The following is a 16,014-nucleotide window of genomic DNA, read 5'->3' as shown; positions in this document are numbered from 1 at the left end:
TCAGGCTCCGATCTGGTTGAGGTACGCGGTGAGGACATCCGGTCGGGTGGCCTCGATGTCGAGGAGTTGAGCAACGGCCGAGCGTGCCGAGATGGGGTCGGGGCCGAGGGCCTGGGCGCGCAGCTGCGCGACGGCGTCGACGAGCGACTGGCCGTCGAGCTGCTGCCAGCCAGCCAGGGTGGGGCCGCGGAGCTGCCGCAAGATCTCGACCAGTAGCTCGCGGTCGGTCCAGTCGTCAGGGAACCGCTTGGGCGTCGGGGCCGGCGGCTCGGTGGGCGCTGAGGTGGCGACGAGAGCCAGCAGCCGATCCCCCATCCGCAACGCGTTCTGGTAGTAGGCGATCCGCGCGTCGATGCCGTTGGCGCGCTTATCTGTTCCGATCCATCCCGGGGCGTTGATGGCCTTGCTGGCGTTCTCGATGTCGCGGGCATCGGCCCATCGGTTGAGGTTGTTGCGGGTCCAGTACCAGGTGACTCCGATGAAGCCGTACTGGTCGGAGGCGAGCTGGTCGGGGTCGTCGACGAAGAACGTCGCAGTCGGGACCAGACCACTCAGCGCCGCCCACTCCGACAGCGCGCGGTAGTTGTCCTTGCCGGTTACCTGAAGGGGTCCGCGGCCGCGGAAGCGGTAGCCGTCGCCGGGTGCGGTGTTTCCCATGCGTCCCTGGTAGGTGAGCTGGTCGGCGGTGGGGCCCCAGAGCTCGGTGAAGTACTTGAGCCCACCGCCCTCGTGTCGGAGCTGGGCGGCCCACATAGCGATGCGGTCGGTGGTGGTGCAGTCGCAGTCGGCCAGGCATTTCGACGCGGCGGGCAGCAGGGCGCGGTACCGGTCGGTGCTGACGGTTGCGCCCATGACTTCGGAGAGCACCGCGACCGGGTCGATCTTGGCCGGCGGGGACGGTTCGGGTGCGGTCGCGACGACGTCGGCGTAGCAGTAGCCCTTCGGAGGGATCAGGCTGGCGCACTGGTCGAGCGATATCCAGTAGCCCTGCGGCTGGAATCCGGAGTCGGCGATCCAGACGGCGCGGCAGGCGGGGTCGTCGTCGTAGCCCATGGCGGCGACGTAGTGGTAGACCGTGCCGCCGCGGTATGCCGGGCTGATACTGCCTTTGACGCCGCGCGGGTAGTTGTTCGGTGGGGCGACCCAGTTCATGACGACGCCGTATCCGGCGTCGATGCTGCGCATGATGTTGCGCCACAGTGTTTCCCGCTGGCCCATGGTGGGCGGGTCTGTGGGCATCTGCACCGAGGTGTAGCGAGCCTCGGGCACCCGCTGGTCGAGTACGTTCTCGATCAGGCCGATGTGGTTGGTGCCGCCGACGGTGGTGCCGATCTGCGCGGCCAGGGTGGCCTCGGGGACTTTGATGCCACGGGAGTCGAGGACGACCTGGGTGGAGGCCGGGCCGCACCAGTAGCCGGTCTCCTGTCCGACGACAGCCCGGTCGTAGGGCAGAACTTTCTCGGTCATTGCACCTTCTTTTCGAGTGGGTTTAGAGCACGACGAAGGACCGCAGGTCAGCGACTTCGCAGTCTGCGGTGGGGGTTTCGAGTGGGTTTAGAGCACCGGGCTACGGGTGGGAGTACTTGTAGACGGCGACGACGTCGACCTTGCCGTTACCCGCCGAGTTGAGGGTCAGACCGGGCACGAGGATGTCGGACCACAGCGGCGTCCCATCGGCCTTGCGAACACAGAAGTGCGACACCGTGTCCCCGGCTTCGACGTCGAACTGCTGGGTGCTTCCGGTCATCACAGCTTTGCCCGCGTCGCCGCCAGACCCCGCCACGGGGGTGCCCCAGGCGGTTGTCTTGCGGGTGTAGCCGCCGCCGGATACCTCGGTGGCGTTGGCGTTGGCGGTGCTGGAGCAATCCACCGCGGCGGAGTGCAGGGAGATCAGTCCGCCTTGGGCGCCGATGTCCTGGGCGGCCTTGATGCGGAATGCGTCGGATGCGGCCATGATGGTTCCTCTCGATCAGTGTTGGTGTGGTGGTTCAGGTTTGGCGGTGACGTAGCCAAGCGCAGCCGGGTGCGCCGGTGCCGGTGTTGCCGGACCCGCCGAACAGACCGCCGGATTGTCCGCCGCCACCGCCGCCGTAGTTGTTGCCGTTGGAGCCCTTCGACGTCTGCTGGCCACCACCCGCGACGGTCCACCCGGCCACTGCCGGGGAGGTGCCGGGGCTCTTGCCGTAGTGCCAGTTCCCGTCGACCGGGTTGATGCCGGAGCCTTTCGCCCCGCCGGTCGCGGTGGTGGTGGCACCGTTAATGACGGTGGTGGTGGACCCACCGCCGGGGTTGCCACCGCCGCCGGGGGTGACGTTGACGTAGCCGATGCTCCAGGGCAGGTCGACGCCACGCTCCTGGCTGCCGGTCGCCCAGGTGCCGGCATCACCGCCCTTGCCATCCTGGAACCCCGCGCCGCCACCACCCCCGGCGCCACCCGCACCGAGCAGGATGCGGTCGAGGTACCTGCACCAGTACTTGATCCCGACATTGCCCGCGGCGGTCACCTGGTCAACGACCGCGGCAAACGTCGGGAACGCCGCGCTGGCGGTGCCGGCGCCGGACCCACCACCTGCAGCGGTGAGCGCGCGGACGACGGCGGTGGCCGTGCCGATCCCCACGCCCATCGCGGCGGCGGTGGCCTTGATGACCGCGGTGGCCGTTCCTTCGCCGGAGCCCTGGCCGGTGGCGATCAGCCGGGCGATGGCCTGCCCCGCCGTGCCGCCGGTGCCTTCCCCGACAGCCTGCAGCAGCGTGGTCAGCTTGACCGCGGCCTCGCCCATGCCGGTGCCCATCGCAGCCGCGGTGGCCTGCAGCAGCGCCGACGCGGCCCCGGCGCCGATACCCGTGCCCTCGGCCGTGACGTAGTAGTGCTGCACCGCCGTCGCGGCGCCGGCGCCGGAGGCTTCGGCTTCGGCGAGGACTTCGGCGATCAGGGAGGCAGTGCCCTGCCCGACGCCCAGGGCCGCCGCGGTGGTGGCCGCGATGACGATCCCGGCACCACTACCGGCGCCGTGGGCTTCGGCGCGCAGCGCGGCGATCAGCTCGGCCGTACCGGCGCCGGAGCCTTCGCTGCGGGCGACGGCCGACGGGATGATCCACCAGCCGACGGTGTAGGCCGGGTCCGGGGTGATGTGCAGCTCGCCGAACCATCCCCGCGGGGCCACCCGCGTGGGAGTGAGGATGTCGGCGGCCCAGTTCATGTCAGCTTGCTCCTCGGACGCAGATGAGGACGCCGCCGCGCTGTCCCGGGGCGCCGGTGCCGTTGCCGAGCCCGAAGATGCCCTTGCTGGGGCCACCATCGCCGCCCGCGCCGAAATCCGCGTAGGTGGTTCCTCCGACGGTGACGGGGGTCGGGGTCTTGCCCGCTTGGCCGGCCGAGGTTCCGGTTGCACCGGCGGCCGATAGACCCAGCTGGGTGCAGGTGGTGGCTCCACCTGCACTGCCGTTCGGTGTTCCCCCAGCGCCGACGGTCCCAGACAGGGTCCCGTTCGGCGCGAGCTGGACCCCGAGGGTGATGGTTTGGGTGACATAGCTGGCGGCGTTTCCACCGGGACCAGTCGCGCTGTTGCTGCCTTCCCCGCCGGCTACACCGCCGCCGATCAGGATCACGTCGCAGAGGTCACCGGCCTTTGCCCACGCGGGAGGAGTGAAGGACCAGGACCCGATGTCCGGGGCGGACCAGTAGTGGTTGGTGACCCACTCGACCTTGACGTAGCCGGCGCCGCCGTCGCCCCCAACGCTGCTGACGGTGGAGGTGGTGGCGGGTCCGCCACCGGGATACGCGCCGCCGCCGCCACCGCCGCCACCGCCGTACATTGTGCCGCTGGTCTGGGATCCCGAAGATCTAGCTTTCGCGCCGTTGCCGCCGTTCGGCGCGACTCCGGTTGCGGGGATGACCGTTGCGGATCCGCCCGCGATCCCGGAGAAGTTGGTGGGGCTTGCGTTGGACGACTTTTGACTGTTGCCGCCCTTGCCGCCGCCGGCACCGGCGCCGGTGGAATCTGCATTGTCTATTGCGTTGCTTGCGGCATTGCCGCCGTCGATGGTCGTCACCCCGGTGATTCCGGTGGCGGTGGCGGTCCCGCCGTCGCCGCCCTTGCCGCCACCAGCCGTCAAGGTGATGGTCCCGGAGACGAACCGCGAGTCGCTGGCCGACCGTGCGGGGGTGCCGAGGGTCAGTGACCATGTGGGTCCGAGCGCCGAGGCGGGGATGAAGAACCGCGGGATCGCTGCACCGCCGCCACCGCCGCCGCCGCCCTGCACTGTCCGCGCCGACGACGAATAGGAAGACTGCGGACCGTCGGCCCCGTCGGCCCCGGGGCCGTGCAGCGTGACCCAGCACCCGGTCGCCCCGACCGGCACATCGGCGTCGGTGACGTTCGAGTTCTCGATGACGTAGGGGAAGGTGACGGCGGGCCAAATCTTGGTGCTGCCAAGGTAAATCGCGGACGCCGCTGTGGCGCCGACGGCTGCGGAATCCAGCGGAACGTCGCCGAGGTAGACCGGCATCAGCCGGCCACCACGTAGATGGTGCTGCTGCTCTTGGTGCCGATCGCTGCGTACTGCGCGGCCGTGCCCTTCCACAGGCCCAGGTTCGTCAGCCCGGACGAGCTGTAGCCGGCGACGACGCCGGACCCGGCGGACGCCCCGCCGTCCATCATGGACCAGGTCGCGATCCTCGCCGTGTCGTAGGAACCGCCCTTCTCAATCCCGTGGCCGCACAACCGATATGAGGTGCCGATCAGCGACACATTGCCACTGTCGAGAACGTTGTGCACCACTTCTCCGTTGACCGCCACCGTGAACCGCTTCGGCTCTACGACGGTGCCGCCCTTGAATGAGATGCGGCAGCCGCCGGTGAGCACGTCGCTCCGAGACAGCGTCGACCCGATCTGCGTGAAGGTGCCGGAATTGAAGCTGTAGACCCGGACTTCGTCCCACGCGGCCCGGGCGATCACCATGTTGTCGCCGCCGGAATCACACCGGCCGAACAGGTACACGTAGTTGTTGTCGTCGGCGCCGAGCCACCCGTGCGACGGCACCGCCGGAAGCACCGCCGACACCTCGAACAAATCGGTCTGCAACGGGCCACCGTTGAAGGCGTAGAACTCCCGGCCGGTACCACCGGACCAGACGAGCTGGCCGCCGGACGTGACGATCCCACCCGAACCAACGTCGTTGATCTTGGTGAACATCGACGGCGGCGTGCTGGCGTTGGCGAACTCGGCGAAGTTCACGATCTCCGACGACGCGGCGGGGTTGAGCCCGGCCAGCTGTGATTGCACGTCGAGCACCGCAGAGTTGGCACCGGAGGTCGCCTTGCGTAGGCCCGCGATCTGGGCGATCAGGTCACCGATCGCGAAGCCGCTGCCGACGAGGTCCCCGGCGCCCTGGATCGCGCCGTCGATCACCTTCTGGATTGCGTTGTCGATGGTGGTGGCGCCGTCGATACCGGACTGGACGACGCTGGCCGGGATCTGGGTGAGGGCGGTGACGACGTCGGCGGCGGTGTGCCCGGTGCCGGTCATCCCCATCGAGTTGCAGATGGCGTCGCGGACGTCCTGGCCGGCGCCGTCGAGCGCCACCTGCAGGCCGAGCACGTTCGTCTTGTCGAGCTTTCCGTCACCGGTGAGCCGCGACGTCTTCGCGCCGTTACCGATGATGAAGTCCTTGACGTCCTGCACGAGGGCGTTGATCGGCACCACCATCAGATCCGGGTCCGGCGACAGCAGGGCATTGATCTGATCCTGGACGGTCTGGAACAGCTCCAGACCATCCACGACCGCCGCGGACAATGCGCCGGGTTTGATGCCGTTGTCGCGGAAATCTTGCCAGTCTTCCCAGCCGAATGACGTGGTGGCCGTGGAGATCCACTCGTAGAAGCCGGACATGCTCAGCGAGAAGAATCCGAACGTGTTCTGGATCCAGATCATCGCTTCGTCGTCGCCGGTGTACTCGTTCCGCATCGCAGAGGCGAGGTCGGTGACCACAGCCGCCGCGTTGGTCAGGGCCTGCCCGCCCTTTACCCACGCCTGATCGGCCGTGTCTTGCAGCGTTTCGAGTCCGTCCTGGAAGTCGAGCAGCTTGTCGAACAGGCTGCCGATCTTCGGCAACCCCAGCGCATCCAGGGCTGCGTCTACGACGGCTTCGATACGGTGACCGAGGTCGGTGAGTTCGGGGACCAGGTGCAGGATCCACTCCTGCGGCATCCCGTCGCGGGTCTTGGTCACCGAGGCGTCATCAGCCCACATGGTGCCGTCGGTGGCGTCTGGGGTGGTCTGGACCTCCAGCACCACCTCATCGACACCAGCGGGCACGGTGAACTCGCCGGCCAGCTTCACCCAGTCGTCCACCTGGTCGGGGTGATCAGCCGACTCCCCCACCGGGGACAGCACACCGGCCACCAGTGTGGTGGCCAGCAGCGTCCGGGTCGTGCCGTCCGGTTCGATCCGGTAGTCCCGCACCGACATTCGGATGGCGTTCTGGCCGGCGGTGGCGACGATCTCCTCGTAGAACACCCACACCGACACGGGTAGGGTCTCGCCCTCGTCCACCGGGATCAGATTCGACACTGCGGTGTGCAGGCCGCCGTCGCACGCGAACCGCGCCGACCCTGGCTTCCGGCGGCCGAAGTTCTTATCCGGCACCACCCCGGAGCCGGCGGAAAACTCGGCGTCGAACCCCGGGTCGGTCAGGAGTTCCGCGGACCCGTCGACCAGGTGCGACCACGGCAGCCGCGGGATGCGGGCCAGGTCGATGACGCCGGTCCATCGGTCCTGAAGCCAGGTGCGGATCTCGTCGATGGTGGGTGGGTCGTCGAGGTCGACGTCGGGGAGGCCGAGGGCCTGGGCGAGGCGGCCGAGGTTGAGTGCCCCGGCGGCGATCGCGGTGAGGATGGAGCCGGGCTGCGTGAGGTCGATGCCTTGGAGTGCGTCGCGGAGTTGCGTCAGGTCGAGTCCGGTGAGGTCCTTGACCATCTGCAGGAAGCCGTCGAGCACCTGCTGCGGGTTGAATGGCGGGAGCGGGGGCAGAACCTGGTCGAGTCGTTGGTTGGGGTTGTGGGTGACCGCGACGGCGCGGCCGAGGTCAATCGATGCCGGCACCTGGTACCGCCCTGGTGGCTACGGCTTCGAACATGCGCCAGCGGAAGTCGGTGGCGGGTCGTTTGAGGAAGTCGCGTTCGGTTTTAGGGGGGACGTCGGCGGGGTCCATGTCGCCGCAGTCGCGCCAGTCGGTGAGGACGAGTTCTTCGCCGGCGGCTTCGCGTTCGAAACTCTCCCGGACAAGCCACACGAGGGTCTGGTCGTCGGCGTCGGTGTGTTGGTCGGCGAGAACGGGGATGACGGTGCGCAGTTGGCGGGTGTAGGCCATCAGAGGCCCTGGGGGACGGCCAGGACGGACAGTTGGGCGTCGGCGCGGTTGAAGGAGTAGGCGCCGAGGATGCCGTCGTTGACGAGGTTGACGGTCAGCGTCATCTGTTGGCCGGCGTTGATCTGGGCGGTGCCGTTGTCGGGGGTGACCGCGGTGTCGGGGTCGCCGTGGGAGGAGAAGTGCGGGATTACGGTGGTTTCCTGCGCGATGGTGCCTTTGCCGCGGCCGACGAGCTGCCCGTTGACGGGGTCACCGATGCGGACTTCGGCGCCGATCTTGAAGGGGTCGAGGATGTTGAGGTCGACGCCGAAGGCCTTGAAGTGTCCGGTGACGTAGGGGACCCAGGCGAAGTCGAAGACGGGCATCGGGTAGGACAGGATCGGGACGCGGCCGTTGATGATCTGGGTGACGTTGGTGAATGCGGACTCGGGGATCGAGAAGAGCTGCGGGTGCTTGGAGGCGAAGTCGCTGGGCTGCCACTTCTGTTCGGTCTCGTTCCAGGTGGGGATCTGGCCGTTGTTCGGCGGGTGGGAGTTGTCGTAGTCGAGGGCGTCGCGGATGGCGGCGGCCGGGCCGGTGAATCCGCGGGGGGCGGGGACTTTGAGGTGCAGGTGCGGGGCGAGGGCGTTGCCGGACTGCTCGACGACGAACGGCAGCGACGGGTCGATCGCTTCGCCGGTGACGGAGAGCTGCGGGACGGGGCCGGGGCGGCCGGGGTAGCCGGCGGGGCGGGTGATGTAGCCGGAGCCGGTCCAGTAGTAGAGCAGGTCGCCGAGCCACCAGGTTTTGCCCTTGTCGTTGGCGCCGAGGTTGGTGGGCAGCTGCGACGGGAGGGTGATGGTGGGGTCGATCTGCATGTCGACGGCGGGTGCGGGCAGGCCGTCGTCGCCTTTGTCGCCTTTGGCGATGGGGATGGTGATGACGAGGTCGTCGCCGACGCCTTCCATGGTGACGGCTTGCAGGCCGGGCACTTCGCCGTCGGACAGGACGCCGAAGAAGTGCAGCATCGACATCACGTCGATGATGTGGAACGGCTGGCCGGCCGGGATCATGGAGGTCATCGGTCACCTTCGATTCGGGTGTTGGTGTGCCAGGGGACGAGTTCGTCGAGGTCGGGTAGTTCCGGGGGTGTCGGGACGGGTCCGACTGCGCTGATGGGTTCGGGCAGGGTGGGGTCGTCGGGGGTGTCGACGGGGACCCAGTCGATGACGCCGGTGAGTTGGCCGGGCCGGTCGGGGATGGCGCGGCGTTTGATGATCGCGTTGCCGGGGATGATGTCGGCGCCGGCGCGGGCGAGGTGGAACGCGAACGCGACGCGTTGGTCGTCGGTGAGGAATAGCACCTCGCCGCGGGGGCCTCGGGCGTACGCGAGGGCGTCGGTGAGTCGTGCTGCGGCTTCGATCAGTTCGCGGGCCTTGGGGTCGCGGGTCATGCGCCGACCGCCGCGCCGCCGATGATGGAGCCGATGGCGTTCCAGCCGTCGGCGAGGGCTTTCATGCCGGATTCGAACGGGTCGTGGTCACGTTCCTTGCCGATCGTGAGTGCCGGCAGGAGTGGTTGTTCTTCGGACACCGACCATTTGGTGCCGCGGATCTGGTCGACGTAGTAGATGCCGTCGACTTCCCACATGCCGCGGTCGCCGACGACGTAGTCGAATCCGTAGACGTGCGGGCAGCCATCGCGGGCGGTCATGGTGAACGAGACCTTCGGGGAGGTCTTGTGCAGGCCCTGGCGCAGGGTGAGCGCGCTGGAGACGACCCAGGCGAAGCCGTTACCGGATTCGACGTGGTCGAGCATGGCGTAGTCGTTGAGCCACAGGGCGACTTTGGGATTGGAGAATTTCTGCCAGGCGAAGAAGATGTCGTCGGCCTGGCCCTGGTAGACGTTGTCGAGGCCCGAGGTGCCGTATTGCTGGTAGGCGCCCATGCCGTAATTGATCACCTGCTCCAGTTGAGCCAGGGCATAGCGGACGACGAAGCTGATGGTCTGGTTGAGGATGGTCGGGCTGTGGCCGCCGGTCCACACGGTGGTGGCGGTGCCGCGTTGCATCCGATGGGAACTGGTGAGGATTCCGCTGTGTTTGCAGTCGCGCCACACCAGGGACGGTTTCTCCGGTGCGACGCCGAGGAGCCGGCGGAACAGGGGGTCGGTGATCCCGTCGCCGTCCTGGTCGAGCGGGAGGATGACTTCGGTGATGGTGTCGTCGAGGACCGCGCCGATCGTCGACAGGGCGCCGTCGGCGGCGGTTCCTGTGGGTCCGGTGACCCCGTCTTTCTGCTCGAAGGCCAGCACGATGCAGTTGCGTGACGGGCGGGCGAGCTTCTCGCCCACGAGGGCGGCGAGTTCGGGGTGGGGGCTGGTGTCGTCTTCTTCCAGCCAGAGGTAGTCGATCAGGCCGACGCCGGTGTCGTCGCCGATGGGGGCGTGGATGTCGTGCAGCATCTGCGCTTTCGCGGTGATCGGCACGATCCGGGACTGGTCGGTGATCGGGTTGACGAATTGGACCTGGATCGGCCAGTGCAGCGGGGAGAGGTTGCCGGCGCGGCTGGTCAGCCAGTGCACCGGGTCGGCCCAGCTGGTGGGGATGGCGAGGATCGGGAAGAAGGTGCGCATCAGGTTGAGGAACGTGGTGAATGCGAAGCCGCTGCGGGCGTTCTGGATCCAGATCCAGGCCTTGAGTGGCTGGAATTCCGGCGCGGACACCGGGGTGGGGATCAGGGCGATGTGCTTGGCGTGCTCGCGCAGGGACACCAGCTCGAGATCCACCCAGTAGGTGCCGTCTTCGTCTTTGGTGGCCACCACGGATTGGATGCGGTAGCCGAGGCGGGTTTTCCAGGAGCGGATGTTGGGGTTGAGGTCGATGGCCAGGTGGAGGTCTTCGACGTAGCGGGTGCCGCGGGCCATGAGGTCGGCGAGCCAGTCGTCGCGGCGGATGCGGATCTTGCCGACGCCGGTGTCGTCCCAGAGGCGTTCCCAGTCGCCTTCGCGGACCTGGCCGCGCAGCGTGCCGAGGTATTGCAGCCGCTTGTCGAGGACGCGCAGCAGTGGTTTCTGTTTGCCGGCGCGGCGCCACAGTTCGCGGCGCCCATCGAGGAGCCGGTACTTCGCGAGGGCGTCGACCGGTGCGGTGTACTGCCGCATTAGCCCAGGCCCCGCCGGTACCACTGGGGCATGACCATGCTGATCTTGCCGGCCGGGTTGGTGTGGGTGACCTTGATGACGGCCATCGTCATCGGCGGGATCGGCGAGGTGAATCCGATTCCGCCGGGGATGCGGCGGCCGACCGGGATGCCGGCGTCGGCGTTGGTGATGTCGCCGAGGAGGAAGTCGAGGATCTCGCTGTTGCGGATCAGCTTGTAGAACTCGTTGTCGATCGGGTCGTGCTCGGAGGTCAGTGTGCGGGCGGCCGGGTCGGTGTCGACGAGGATCATGCCGTCGGCTTCCCTGATCTTCGGCAGGACGACGATGCGGTCGGTCATGCCGTCGGAGATCGTCACCTCGCCGGCGCCTTCGACGATGAACTTGGGCCACTGTTCGTAGTCGCCGCGGTTCGGCAGGCGCAGGATGCCGTGGTTGCGGCCGTTGATGGTGGCGTTGGCGGCGTCGTTGCGCCACTCGCGGGTCATCGTGCGCTTGGAGTAGAACGGGAACGGGCCGTGGATGGTCATGGCCGCGGTGGCGAGGTTGTTGCCGTGGGCGCGGGGGTCGTATTCGACGTCGTCGAGGTTCGGTTCGCCGTTACGGACGCGGGTGAATCGCCAGCCGTCATAGCGGGTGAACTCGCCCCAAAAGCCCATCGGGGATTCGACGTCTTCGGGCCAGTCGTCCCACCACTGTTCGCGGACCTGTTCCAGGGCGATGCCGGTGTCGGCGTAGCGGCGCCGCGAGATCTCGTTGACGTGCGGGGCCATGATGACGCCGAGGTGGATGACGCGTTTGCGGTAGTCGGTGCGTTCGGGTTCTTCGCCGAGCATCCACGGCCCGGACGAGTAACGCTGTTCGAACGCAGCACCGGTGTGGCCCTTGAGTTTCGGGGCCAGCACGATCCCCCGGTTGCCTTTGAATCCGCCGGCCAGGGTGTAGATCCGTTGCCCGTCCGGTGAGACGTACACGATCTTCGTCTGGTCGCCGCGCAGCTGCTTGACGTAGGGGCCGAGGGCTTCGGGGGTCCAGGCGTCGAATGTCGGCGCGGAGGTGCGGCCCAGGATCGGGTCGTACGGCAGCCAGCTGCTCGCTGAGGTGATGGACATCAGGCCATCCCGTTCCGGCGTGCGGCCGCGTACTGGCGGGCGGTGGCATTCGGCAGCTGGTTCTGCGGGGCGGCCTGGATGTTGTAGTTCGTGGTGACGTTCGTCGTCGGTCCGGGTTCGGCGCCGCTGCCCGGGTGGTCGATCGGGGTGCGGGTGTTGCGGGTGTCCATCGGCTTGATCAGGTCGGTGATGTTGGGCAGGCCGATCCCACCGAGCGCGCCGCCGCCCATGCCCCCGCCGCCGGTGGTGGTGCTGGTGGTGCTGGTGTCGCCGGACATGGCGTTTTTGACCAGGCCGCCGCCGAAGTTGGCCAGGGCCATGGCGGATTTGACGTTCGGCCAGTCGAACGGGTTGGAGAACACGCTGCCGTCGAGGCCCAGGCCCTGCAGCATGCCGGAGACCAGGGACTGGCCGAAGCTCTCCGCTCCCCCATCCCCGCCCTTGGCCTGTTTGTCTGATCCCTTGGCGGCCTTCTCTTTCGCGTCGGCGAGTTTGTCTTCGGCGATGCCCTGGCGTTCCTGGGCGGCGGTGAGTCGTTGTGCGGCGGCGTCGCGTTTCTTCTCGGCGACGGCGACCTTGTCGGCGGATGCGCCCTTGGCCTTGAGGTCGGCGACGTTCTTCTCCGCGGCGTCGAGGGACGCCTGGGCGGAAGTGACGGCAGCCTTGCTGCTGGTGACCCGCGCCGATGCGGTGCGCACCGCGGCGGAGCTGCCGCCGGAGCCGGATCGGTTGGGGTCTTCCCCTCCGGCGATGGCGAGCCAGGCGCGCTGCGGGAAGTCGGATGCGCCGGCGGCGAGGGCTCCGTAGGCGCCGCCGCCGGAGCGGCCGCCCATCTCGACGTTGACGTTGCCGCCGTCGGGGTCGACGATCGTCCCGGCCGTGTGGCCGCCGCCGGGGCCGCCGTTGCGCCAACCGACCCAGTACGCGGCGACGCCGGCGGGCGGGTCACCCATCTGGAACCCGCGCGCGAGCAGCGCGGCGGCCTCGTTGCCGGTGGAGAAACGCCCCGCCGCCCCGGTCAGTGCGTTGACCAAAGTTGCCTGTGCGCCACTGCAATCCGTATCGAAACTGTCGCCGTTGCCGCCGCCGCGGACGTACCTGTGGCCGGCGATCTGCGCGGCAAACCGCTTGAATCCTTCGAGGCTGATACCACCGTCTTCCATCACCGTCATCCCGAACAGCCGGGCGACTTCGGACAGGATCGCCGCCGACCGCTTCCGCTTCCCCGGTGCCAGGGGGATGTAGGCCTCACCGCCGGTTTGCTTCTCCGCGAAGATCGTGCCCAGTCCCCGGCCGGCGTAGAGGCCCGCGGTGTCGGGCTTGCGGATGTAGCGCAGGCCGCCGTCCTCCATGGGGACGATGGCGCCGAGGAGCCGCGGTTTGGCCGGCGGGGCCCACCAGGAGTTGTTGACGACGTCCTGCGGGATGCCCTGCGTGGTGGCGATCTGGTTGATCCGGACGTTGACGGCCTTGTCCTGGATGGAGTCCAGGAGCGTCTTCAGCTGGGCGAGTTTGTTCTGAGCGTCGTCGGTCTTCGGGATCAAGGTGACGGTGCCGCCCGGCTTTGTGATGTCGCCCTTGATCTCATACACCGATTCGAGGAGTTTCTTCAGCGGAGCGACAGTCGTTGAATCCAGAATGAGGTCGTGCTTCTCGGCGGTAGCCTTGCGCGCGGCCTCCTGCACAGCGGTGAGCGCCTGGATCGCCTCGTGATCATCGGCGGCAATCTTGATGTCCAAGAGGTTCTGCCAGCCGAGCTGGTTAGCAGCGTCCTTGATCTGCTGCGGGAGCAGCCCGAACTTCTTTCCCAGCGCGTCGAACTGAGCGTTGGCACGCGCTACCGCGGCACCCATATCTCCGCCGGATGTGGCCACGGCCTCTGTTGATTTCACGATCGAGTCGAGGGTCTGTGAGAGCTCGGCTCCGTTGGGCAGGTTCGTGTTGATCCCCCCGTCGGCTTTCAGGAGAGCAGCGCCGAGTCCCCCCGCGGCGTCGGCGGCTTCCTTAGCGGATTCGGCTATGCGCTGCATCGCCTGCGTGTGCGCCGACTCTGCCGCAGCAGCGGAACGTTCCGGGTTGAGCATGTCCAGCGCCAACGTCAACGCGCGCGTCTTGTCAGCCGCCGAAGCCGTGGAATCACCTAGTATCCGCATGGCATCGGACATCTGCTTGATGCCCGGCACGACGGTCCGGGCGGTTTCCTGCTGCTGCTGGAACTCCTTGCGCGCCTCGCGCAACTGATCCGCGTACTTTTTGCCCGCCGAACCCGTCTGGTCAAGCTGCCCGACGAGAGCGTCGAACGCGCCTTGGCTTCCGTAGGTGATGTCGGTCAGCTTTTCCTGGGTGATTCCCAGCTGCTTGAATGCCTCGTTAGCCCGGTTCGCAGCGTCTGCCTGGGCCTTGATCTTGTCGTCTTTGCTGTCGCCGAAGACTCCAAGCTTGGACGCGAGCATGCCTGCCCCGCCACTCATCACCGTCAGCCAAGCGGAGGCCTCACCCGCGCCGCCGTTGCGGCTGCGGAACTGATCCATGAAGCTCCCGGTCCGCTTGCCCGCGGCCTCGAACTCGTCGCCGATCGCCTTGATTCGGGTGACGGCCGTGCCCTTGACGGTCTCGTCGAAGGCGCCGCGGGAGTTCATCAGTGCCTCGTTGAGGCCCGCCTGGGCGTTCTTCGTCCGGTCGACGGCGTCCCGATAGGCCTGCATGGACTGTGACGCCTGTTGGTTCTTCGCCATCACCACAGTCATCGCGACACCAGCCGCCATCAGCGCAGCGGAGAACGGGCCACCCAACGCCCCGACGACCCCGGCGCCGGCTGATTTGAGCATGTTCAGGCCGCCTGTCGCGGCAGCCCGGGCGTTGGCGCCCAGGACGCGGAGATGCGCGCTCGCCGTCGCAGCTTGTGGTCCCATACCGAACAGAACCCGGCCCGCAGTCGATGCGGTTGGGTTGGCCTGCTGCATCCACTTCACCGACTGGCGGTATGCCCCACCGAAGTCCTTGACGCCAGTGCCCGCGGCGCGCAGCTTCTGCCCGAACGAGCTGACCGCCTGACCGGCAGCTGTGGTGGCGGGGGTGATCCGGCCGAGGATCGCCGGGACGGTGCGGAATGCCAGCCATGCCGCGGCGGCGGCGGTCACCACTCCCTGGTGCGAGCTCATGAAGTTGGCGACTCCACTGGCCAGCGGTGCGACGGTGTTGAGGGCGCCGGCCGCAGCTTCCAACGCGGTGACGAGCAGGCGCCACGAGGACACCCCGAGCGATGCTGATGCTCGGCCGAGGGACGTGGCGATCTGGCCAAGCGAGGGGCCGAGTCCCTTCGCGGTGGACCCCAGCGATGCAAGTAACGCCCGCAGCTCCCCGACGTTGGACCGGACCGCCTCATTGCCCGCCAGAGCGTGCCAAGCCCGCTCGGCTCCCGGAATCCAGTCGTTGAACACTCGACGGTCGAATGCCTGTGCCAGTTCGGTGATCTTCGGGGTCGCGTTGTCGACCGCCACCGTGATCGCCGACAGCGTTCCTGGCAGCCGTGTGAAGCCTGGCTGCAAGGCAGCGGCGCCGGCGCGGCTCATGGCGGCCTTGACGTTCTCGGCCGCGCCTTTGACGGTCTTGCCCATGTCGAGGGCAGCGCCGGAGATGTTGTTGCGGATCGCCGCCTCGAACACCTCCGAGGAGATCTTCGCCTTCCCCGCCATCTTCTTGACCAGCTCCGGGGCGACGCCCATTTCCTTGGCGATCCACTGGTAGATCGGTAGACCGCGACCGGCGAGCTGGTTGAGGTCGTCGGTGTAGGCGGTGCGGCCGGTGCGGACCTGGTTCAGGATCAGGCCCATATCCGACAGTGAGGTTCCAGCCACCGCGGCAGCATCGGCCGTCAGCTTCAGATACGAGGTCAGTTCCTTGCCGGGCTTGACCCCGGCGGCCACGGCGCTGGCTGCGATGGTGGCGGCATCACCGAGCCCGTAGGCGGTGCCCTTCACACTGGACAGTGCGGAGTCCATGATCTGGGCGGTGCCCTGCGCATCGTGACCGAGCGCCGTGAGCTTGCCGCGGGCGTCATCGATCGCCGTCAACCGGTTGAGGCCCAGCGTGAGGGCCGTGCCGAGTGCGGCGGTGACGCCGGCGGCTGCGGTGACCGCGCCGACCTTCATTGCCTTGCCCATCGCCGCGGCACCCGCTCGGCCGACCTCGGCAATCTTCCGCTCAACGGGAGTCAGGTTGGTGTTCGCGGCGACGCCACGTGAGAACTGTTCACCCACCCGCCGGCCTGCCCTGGCCCCGTCGATCTGGTTGAAGACGCGCTGGACGTCCGAACGCATGCCGGCCGCGCGAACGGCGAGGGTCACCCACGCGGTGGCGAGTTCAGGCATGGCACCTCCTCAGGCGGTACGGT

Annotated in this window: 11 protein-coding genes; all 11 read right to left on the bottom strand. The window is 68.0% G+C overall.

Annotated elements, in window-relative coordinates:
• Entirely contained in the window at positions 1-1,467 is a 1,467-nt protein-coding gene (locus tag G6N16_RS06185; RefSeq protein ID WP_083031844.1) for a C39 family peptidase, read from the bottom strand.
• A 100-nt stretch (positions 1,468-1,567) separates the two neighbouring features.
• Positions 1,568-1,954 (bottom strand): hypothetical protein, encoded by a 387-nt coding sequence (locus tag G6N16_RS06180; protein ID WP_083031843.1) that lies wholly within the window; start codon positions 1,952-1,954, stop codon positions 1,568-1,570.
• A 34-nt stretch (positions 1,955-1,988) separates the two neighbouring features.
• Entirely contained in the window at positions 1,989-3,200 is a 1,212-nt protein-coding gene (locus tag G6N16_RS06175) for a glycine-rich domain-containing protein (RefSeq protein ID WP_083031841.1), read from the bottom strand.
• A gap of 1 nt (position 3,201) precedes the next feature.
• Complete coding sequence (locus G6N16_RS06170) at positions 3,202-4,509, bottom strand: glycine-rich domain-containing protein (protein WP_110810890.1); 1,308 nt, start codon at positions 4,507-4,509, stop codon at positions 3,202-3,204.
• Complete coding sequence (locus tag G6N16_RS06165; protein WP_083031835.1) at positions 4,509-7,103, bottom strand: DUF7257 domain-containing protein; 2,595 nt, start codon at positions 7,101-7,103, stop codon at positions 4,509-4,511. The genes G6N16_RS06170 and G6N16_RS06165 overlap by 1 nt, the downstream gene beginning before the upstream one ends.
• A complete protein-coding gene (locus G6N16_RS06160; RefSeq protein WP_083031833.1) occupies positions 7,087-7,371 on the bottom strand; it encodes a hypothetical protein in 285 nt (94 codons plus the stop codon). Before G6N16_RS06160 ends, G6N16_RS06165 begins: the two co-directional genes overlap by 17 nt.
• Positions 7,371-8,432 (bottom strand): phage tail protein, encoded by a 1,062-nt coding sequence (locus tag G6N16_RS06155; protein ID WP_163787796.1) that lies wholly within the window; start codon positions 8,430-8,432, stop codon positions 7,371-7,373. Before G6N16_RS06155 ends, G6N16_RS06160 begins: the two co-directional genes overlap by 1 nt.
• On the bottom strand, positions 8,429-8,803 hold the full coding sequence (locus G6N16_RS06150; protein WP_083033700.1) for a phage gene 29 protein family protein: 375 nt from the start codon (positions 8,801-8,803) through the stop codon (positions 8,429-8,431). The genes G6N16_RS06155 and G6N16_RS06150 overlap by 4 nt, the downstream gene beginning before the upstream one ends.
• Positions 8,800-10,512: a Gp37-like protein gene (locus tag G6N16_RS06145; protein WP_083033702.1), complete on the bottom strand. Its 1,713-nt coding sequence runs from the start codon at positions 10,510-10,512 to the stop codon at positions 8,800-8,802. Before G6N16_RS06145 ends, G6N16_RS06150 begins: the two co-directional genes overlap by 4 nt.
• Positions 10,512-11,621 carry a hypothetical protein gene (locus G6N16_RS06140; RefSeq protein WP_083033703.1) on the bottom strand — a complete coding sequence of 370 codons (1,110 nt, stop codon included), beginning with the start codon at positions 11,619-11,621 and terminating at the stop codon, positions 10,512-10,514. Before G6N16_RS06140 ends, G6N16_RS06145 begins: the two co-directional genes overlap by 1 nt.
• Positions 11,621-15,991 carry a tape measure protein gene (locus tag G6N16_RS06135; RefSeq protein WP_083033705.1) on the bottom strand — a complete coding sequence of 1,457 codons (4,371 nt, stop codon included), beginning with the start codon at positions 15,989-15,991 and terminating at the stop codon, positions 11,621-11,623. Before G6N16_RS06135 ends, G6N16_RS06140 begins: the two co-directional genes overlap by 1 nt.
• Between the last annotated feature and the right edge of the window lie 23 nt (positions 15,992-16,014).

The organism is Mycolicibacterium insubricum, from assembly GCF_010731615.1.
Taxonomy (GTDB): domain Bacteria; phylum Actinomycetota; class Actinomycetes; order Mycobacteriales; family Mycobacteriaceae; genus Mycobacterium; species Mycobacterium insubricum.
The sequence above is the reverse complement of the archived record's forward strand: the minus strand, read 5'-3'. Positions and strand labels throughout refer to the sequence as shown.

Excerpts from the sequence above, each read along its gene's own strand:
- G6N16_RS06185 (WP_083031844.1), bottom strand. The coding sequence starts at position 1,467 with ATGACCGAGAAAGTTCTGCCCTACGACCGGGCTGTCGTCGGACAGGAG.
- G6N16_RS06180 (WP_083031843.1), bottom strand. The coding sequence starts at position 1,954 with ATGGCCGCATCCGACGCATTCCGCATCAAGGCCGCCCAGGACATCGGC.
- G6N16_RS06175 (WP_083031841.1), bottom strand. The coding sequence starts at position 3,200 with ATGAACTGGGCCGCCGACATCCTCACTCCCACGCGGGTGGCCCCGCGG.
- G6N16_RS06170 (WP_110810890.1), bottom strand. The coding sequence starts at position 4,509 with ATGCCGGTCTACCTCGGCGACGTTCCGCTGGATTCCGCAGCCGTCGGC.
- G6N16_RS06160 (WP_083031833.1), bottom strand. The coding sequence starts at position 7,371 with ATGGCCTACACCCGCCAACTGCGCACCGTCATCCCCGTTCTCGCCGAC.
- G6N16_RS06155 (WP_163787796.1), bottom strand. The coding sequence starts at position 8,432 with ATGACCTCCATGATCCCGGCCGGCCAGCCGTTCCACATCATCGACGTG.
- G6N16_RS06150 (WP_083033700.1), bottom strand. The coding sequence starts at position 8,803 with ATGACCCGCGACCCCAAGGCCCGCGAACTGATCGAAGCCGCAGCACGA.
- G6N16_RS06145 (WP_083033702.1), bottom strand. The coding sequence starts at position 10,512 with ATGCGGCAGTACACCGCACCGGTCGACGCCCTCGCGAAGTACCGGCTC.
- G6N16_RS06140 (WP_083033703.1), bottom strand. The coding sequence starts at position 11,621 with ATGTCCATCACCTCAGCGAGCAGCTGGCTGCCGTACGACCCGATCCTG.
- G6N16_RS06135 (WP_083033705.1), bottom strand. The coding sequence starts at position 15,991 with ATGCCTGAACTCGCCACCGCGTGGGTGACCCTCGCCGTTCGCGCGGCC.